The sequence below is a fragment of the Streptomyces sp. WELS2 genome (genome assembly GCF_013870595.1).
Lineage (GTDB): Bacteria > Actinomycetota > Actinomycetes > Streptomycetales > Streptomycetaceae > Streptomyces.
The window spans coordinates 1-5,985 of sequence record NZ_JACBWZ010000361.1 but is presented as its reverse complement, the minus strand read 5'-3'; the positions used below and the strand labels follow the sequence as shown (position 1 = coordinate 5,985).

The window sequence follows — 5,985 nt, the reverse complement described above, 5'->3', positions numbered from 1 at the left end:
GCCGGATCCCCGGCCGCCCGGGAGCTGCCGGCCGTCGTACGGCTCCGGGACGTCCATCTGCGGGGACTGGTGCGGCTCTTGCGGGACGATCCGCGGGTGCAGTCGTTCGCCGAGCGGGAGCTTGCCGGACTGCTCGGCGACGCCGGTCCGGAGCTGCTGGACGTCCTGCGGACCTACCTGGCCACGGGCCGCAACAAGTCCCGCACCGCCCGGCTCCACCATGTCTCCCGGCCGGCCCTCTACCGCCGCCTGGAGGCCGTCCAGGCCCGTCTCGGCGTCGACCTGGACGACTTCGAACAGGCGGCCTCGGTGCACATCGCGCTCCTCGCGCATGACGCGCAACAGGGGTGAAACATGCGGCGACCTGCGACAACGGCGGTGAAACATGGCCCCGCCCGGACGTGACACGGTGGCACGCCGACCCGCCGCGAACGTGACACGCTGCCCGTCGAACCGGCCACAGCCGCTTCCTAGGCTCATCGCACACCGAGCTACCGGAGGTCCCGATGAGCCGAGTGATCCGTGCCGCCCTGTTCCAGACGTCCTGGACCGGCGACAAGGAGTCCATGATCCGGGTCCACGAGCAGGCGGCCCGCGACGCCGCCGCCCAGGGCGCCCAAGTCCTCTGCTTCCAGGAGCTGTTCTACGGCCCCTACTTCTGCCAGGTCCAGGACCCGGCGTTCTACGCGTACGCCGAGCGGATCCCGGAGGGCCCGACCGTGCGCCGCTTCCAGGCCCTCGCCAAGGAGCTGGGCATCGTCCTCGTGCTGCCGATGTACGAGGAGGAGCAGCCGGGCGTGCTGTACAACACCGCCGCCGTTATCGACGCGGACGGCTCCTACCTCGGCAAGTACCGCAAGACCCACATTCCCCAAGTCCACGGATTCTGGGAGAAGTTCTACTTCCGCCCGGGCAACGGCGGCTGGCCCGTCTTCGACACCGCGGCCGGCCGGATCGGCGTCTACATCTGCTACGACCGCCACTTCCCGGAGGGCTGGCGGGCACTGGGCCTGGCCGGCGCCGAGATCGTCTTCAACCCGTCGGCCACCTCGCGCGGCCTCTCCCGCTACCTGTGGCAGCTGGAGCAGCCGGCGGCGGCCGTCGCCAACGAGTACTTCGTCGGCGCGATCAACCGGGTCGGCGTGGAGGACCTGGGCGACAACGACTTCTACGGCACCACCTACTTCGTGGACCCCGAGGCCCGCTTCGTCGGCGAGGTCGCGAGCGACACCGAGCCCGAACTGGTCGTCCGCGACCTGGACCTGGCGAAACTCCACGAGGTCCGCGCCCGCTGGCAGTTCTACCGCGACCGCGCACCGGGGGCGTACCAGCCGCTGACGGCACCCTGACCGAGCCGAGTGACCGAGGAGCAGCATGAGCAGCCGTACCGTCATCCGCCACGGTCTCGTCATCACCGCGTCCGACGAGATCCACGCCGACGTCCTCGTCGAGGACGGCCGCGTCGCCGCCCTGGCCACGCCCCACGCGCACAGCTGGACCGCGGACCGCGTGATCGACGCCACCGGGAAGTACGTCATCCCGGGCGGAGTCGACGCGCACACCCACATGGAGATGCCGTTCGGCGGCACACAGGCCTCCGACACCTTCGCCACCGGCACCCGGGCCGCGGCCTGGGGCGGTACGACCACCATCGTGGACTTCGCGGTGCAGAGCGTCGGCCACACCCTGCGCGAGGGCCTGGACGCCTGGCACGCCAAGGCCGAGGGCAACTGCGCGATCGACTACGCCTTCCACATGATCGTCTCCGATGTGAACGACGAGACGCTCAAGGAAATGGACCTGCTGATCGAGGAGGGCGTGACCTCGTTCAAGCAGTTCATGGCGTATCCGGGCGTCTTCTACTCCGATGACGGCCAGATCCTGCGTGCCATGCAGCGCTCCGCGGAGAACGGCGGGCTGATCATGATGCACGCCGAGAACGGCATCGCCATCGACGTGCTGGTCCGGCAGGCGCTGGCCCGGGGCGAGACCGACCCCCGCCATCACGGGGAGGTCCGCAAGGCGCTGCTGGAGGCCGAGGCCACCCATCGCGCGATCCGGCTCGCCCAGGTCGCCGGGGCCCCGCTGTACGTCGTCCACGTCTCGGCGACGGAGGCGGTCGCGGAGCTGGCCAGGGCGCGCGACGAGGGGCTGGACGTCTTCGGCGAGACCTGCCCGCAGTATCTGTTCCTGTCCGCCGACAACCTCGCCGAGCCGGACTTCGAGGGCGCCAAGTACGTGTGCAGCACCCCGCTGCGGCCCCGTGAACACCAGGCGAGTCTCTGGCGGGCCCTGCGGACGAACGACCTCCAGGTGGTCTCCACCGACCACTGCCCCTTCTGCTTCACCGGCCAGAAGGACCTCGGCCGGGGCGACTTCTCCAGGATCCCCAACGGACTGCCGGGCGTCGAGAACCGCCTGGACCTGCTCCACCAGGCCGTCGTGGACGGCCGCATCTCGCGCCGCCGCTGGATCGAGATCGCCTGCGCCGCCCCGGCCCGCATGTTCGGCCTGTACCCGAAGAAGGGCACCATCGCCCCGGGCGCCGACGCGGACATCGTCATCTACGACCCGCACGCCGAGCAGGTGATGTCCGCCGCGACCCACCACATGAACGTCGACTACTCGGCGTACGAGGGCAAGCGGGTCACCGGCCGCGTGGAGACGGTCCTCTCGCGCGGCGAACCCGTCATCGTCCAGCGGGAGTACACCGGCCGCGCCGGGCACGGCGTCTTCACCCCGCGCTCCACCTGTCAGTACCTGAACTAGGAGTGACGACCATGGACTTCGGACTCGTCCTGCAGACCGACCCGCCCGCCTCCCGCGTCGTCGACCTGATGCGGCGGGCCGAGCACAACGGCTTCCGCTACGGCTGGACCTTCGACTCCGCCGTGCTCTGGCAGGAACCGTTCGTCATCTACAGCCAGATCCTGGCGAACACCGAGCGGTTGATCGTCGGTCCGATGGTCACCAACCCGGGCACCCGCACCTGGGAGGTCACCGCCTCCACCTTCGCCACCCTCAACGACATGTTCGGCAACCGCACCGTCTGCGGCATCGGCCGCGGCGACTCCGCGATGCGCGTCGCCGGGCGCAAACCCAACACACTGGCCCGGATCAGCGAGGCCATGAAGGTCATCCGCGCCCTCGGCCGGGGCGAGGAGGCCGACCTCGGCGGCACCAGGATCCGCATCCCGTGGATCAAGGAGGGCGCGGAACTCCCCGTCTGGATGGCCGCCTACGGCCCGAAGGCCCTCAAGATGGCCGGCGAGGAGGCCGACGGGTTCATCCTCCAGCTCGCCGACCTGTACCTGACCGAATACATGGTGAAGGCGGTCAGGGACGCGGCGGCAGCCGCCGGCCGCGACCCGTCCGAGGTGACGATCTGCGTCGCCGCCCCGGCCTACGTCACCGAGGACGACTCGCCCGCCGCCCTCGCCCACGCCCGCGAGCAGTGCCGCTGGTTCGGCGGCATGGTCGGCAACCACGTCGCCGACCTCGTCTCCCGGTACGGCGAGCGCTCCGCCGACGTCCCCGCGGCACTCACCGACTACATCAAGGCCCGGCAGGGCTACGACTACGCCCACCACGGGCGCAGCGGCAACCCCGACACCACGTTCGTGCCCGACGGGATCGTGGACCGGTTCTGCGTCATCGGCCCCGCCGAGCGGCACATCGAGAAGCTGACCGCGCTGCGCGCCCTGGGCGTCGACCAGTTCGCGGTGTACGACATGCACGACGCGCAGGAGTCGACCGTCGACGTCTACGGCAGCCGGATCATCCCCGCCGTCAACTCCTGTGCAGGTCACCTCCGTTGACTGTCCTGGTCACCCCTCCCGCCGTCCCGGGGGAGGGGGCTGGCGCCCGCACGGCCGCTTCGATCCGCCCGACGACGATTGGCCAGCCCATGACCGACACCGCCCCCACCGCCGTACCGATACCCGGCCAGGTCACCCTTCCCGACGGACGCGTGGAACTCGCGCCCGGCACCCCGCCGCCCAGCGGGCCGTACGCCAACGACGACCTGCTCCCGGTGCCCGCCGCCCGGCGCACCTGGACCACGTACACCTTCTCGGCCCTGTGGGTCGGCATGGCCCACAACACCGCCTCCTGGACCCTCGCCTCCGGGCTGATCGCGGTCGGCATGGACTGGCGGCAGGCGGTGTTCACCATCGCCCTCGCCAACCTGATCGTGCTGGCCCCGATGCTGCTGACCGGGCACGCGGGCCCCAAGTACGGCATCCCGTTCCCGGTGTTCGCCCGCGCCTCCTTCGGGGTGCGCGGCGCCAACCTGCCCGCCGTGGTACGGGCGTTGGTGGCGTGCGGCTGGTTCGGCATCCAGACCTGGATCGGCGGCGAGGCGATTTACCTCCTCGCCGGGAAGCTGATCGGCGCCGGCTGGACGGACGCCGCGCTGGTGGGCGGCCACGCGTGGACCATGTGGCTGTCCTTCGCGCTCTTCTGGGCCCTCCAGGTCGCGATCATCCTGCGGGGCATGGAGACCATCCGCCGCTTCGAGAACTGGGCGGCGCCCTTCGTCCTCGTCGGCGCGTTCGCGATGCTGTGGTGGATGAGCGAGCGGGCCGGCGGGTTCGGCCCGCTCTTCGACCAGCCGTCCCGGCTCGGCTGGGGCGGTGCCTTCTGGAAACTGTTCTGGCCCTCCCTCATGGGCATGATCGGCTTCTGGTCCACGCTGTCGCTGAACATCCCCGACTTCACCCGCTACGGAAGGAGCCAGCGCGCGCAGACCTGGGGCCAGGCGCTCGGGCTGCCGACCACGATGACCCTCTTCGCGTTCCTGTCCGTGCTGGTGACCTCCGGCTCGCAGGCCGTCTACGGCGAGCCGGTCTGGGACCCGGTGCGGCTGGCCGCGAAGACGGACAACGCGGCCGGCCTGCTGTACGCGCTCGTGACGGTCCTCGTCGCCACCCTGTCCGTCAACATCGCCGCCAACCTGGTCTCCCCGGCGTTCGACTTCTCCAACGTGGCCCCCGGCAGGGTCGGTTTCCGCACCGGCGCCCTGATCACCGCCGTCCTCGCGGTGCTGATCCTGCCGTGGAAGCTGTACTCCGACCCGCGCGGCTACATCTTCACCTGGCTCGGCCTGGTCGGCGGACTGCTCGGCACCGTCGCCGGCATCCTCGTCGCCGACTACTGGCTGGTGCGCCGCACCCGGCTGGACCTCGCCGGGCTGTATCGCGCGGGCGGCCGGTACTGGTACCAGGGCGGCTGGAACCCGCGGGCGGTCCTCGCCTTCCTGGCGGGCGGCGTCCTCGCCGTCGGCGGCGCCGACTTCACTCCGCTGACCGACGGCCGCCCCGTTCCGGCGCTGTCCCCGCTCGCCGACTACGGCTGGGCGGTGGGCCTGGGCACCTCCCTGGTGGTGTACCTGGCACTGACCCGGCTCGTGCCACCGCGCCCGGCGGTGGACCGAGCGTCCGGCCCCCGGGCGGAACGGACGGAAACCGGCCGGTAGCCGGGCGTTGTCCGGCAGGGTGCGCCGGGACCCGGCTGCCGGACCACGCGAGCGGGCCCCACGGCGGCGGAGGGGATGACACATGAGTGACGCCGGAACCGTCTGCCGACCGTGCCGCTGCCGCGCTCGCCCGCACCGACCAGGTGTCCGTACCGCTCGAACCGGAGACCCACACCGGGATACGGGGACCAGGGCTCGACGCCCCGACAGGTGAACCGGTGGACCAGGCCCGCACCTCACCCCTGCTCGGCGCGGAGGAGCGGGCTCCGCCCCGCACCGGAGCGTCGACCGGCTCGTGTCCCTCTCCGCACCGGGCACCCCCCTCGCCCACGGCGGCTCCGGCACCGTACGGAGGACTCCGCACTGTTCGTACGGCTGGGCGCGGGTCCCGTTCCGGGCAGCCGGTCGGCGGGGAACTGCGGCTGGGCCGCAGCGGGGACCGGGCCCCCGAGGCGTCGGCGCTCCTGGCGGACGAGGAGACGGTGTCGGCCCGGCACGCCGCCGTCGTG

The 5,985-nt window shown here is 71.5% G+C and carries 5 protein-coding genes and 1 pseudogene; all 6 read left to right on the top strand.

Going from position 1 to position 5,985, the window contains the following annotated elements; all coding sequences use genetic code 11:
- The coding region (locus H5J33_RS20450) for a CdaR family transcriptional regulator (protein ID WP_181796377.1) at positions 1–351 on the top strand (351 nt) is incomplete at its 5' end.
- Between the two features lie 155 nt (positions 352–506).
- Complete coding sequence (locus tag H5J33_RS20445; protein WP_181796376.1) at positions 507–1,349, top strand: nitrilase-related carbon-nitrogen hydrolase; 843 nt, start codon at positions 507–509, stop codon at positions 1,347–1,349.
- Between the two features lie 25 nt (positions 1,350–1,374).
- Positions 1,375–2,769 (top strand): dihydropyrimidinase, encoded by a 1,395-nt coding sequence (hydA, locus tag H5J33_RS20440; RefSeq protein WP_181796375.1) that lies wholly within the window; start codon positions 1,375–1,377, stop codon positions 2,767–2,769.
- An 11-nt stretch (positions 2,770–2,780) separates the two neighbouring features.
- Positions 2,781–3,818 carry a TIGR03842 family LLM class F420-dependent oxidoreductase gene (locus H5J33_RS20435; RefSeq protein WP_181796374.1) on the top strand — a complete coding sequence of 346 codons (1,038 nt, stop codon included), beginning with the start codon at positions 2,781–2,783 and terminating at the stop codon, positions 3,816–3,818.
- A gap of 89 nt (positions 3,819–3,907) precedes the next feature.
- Positions 3,908–5,476: an NCS1 family nucleobase:cation symporter-1 gene (locus H5J33_RS20430; protein WP_258565251.1), complete on the top strand. Its 1,569-nt coding sequence runs from the start codon at positions 3,908–3,910 to the stop codon at positions 5,474–5,476.
- 218 nt (positions 5,477–5,694) lie between these two features.
- Positions 5,695–5,985 (top strand): annotated as a pseudogene (locus H5J33_RS37610) (hypothetical protein); the annotation flags it as partial.

Excerpts from the sequence above, each read along its gene's own strand:
- H5J33_RS20445 (WP_181796376.1), top strand. The coding sequence starts at position 507 with ATGAGCCGAGTGATCCGTGCCGCCCTGTTCCAGACGTCCTGGACCGGC.
- hydA (WP_181796375.1), top strand. The coding sequence starts at position 1,375 with ATGAGCAGCCGTACCGTCATCCGCCACGGTCTCGTCATCACCGCGTCC.
- H5J33_RS20435 (WP_181796374.1), top strand. The coding sequence starts at position 2,781 with ATGGACTTCGGACTCGTCCTGCAGACCGACCCGCCCGCCTCCCGCGTC.
- H5J33_RS20430 (WP_258565251.1), top strand. The coding sequence starts at position 3,908 with ATGACCGACACCGCCCCCACCGCCGTACCGATACCCGGCCAGGTCACC.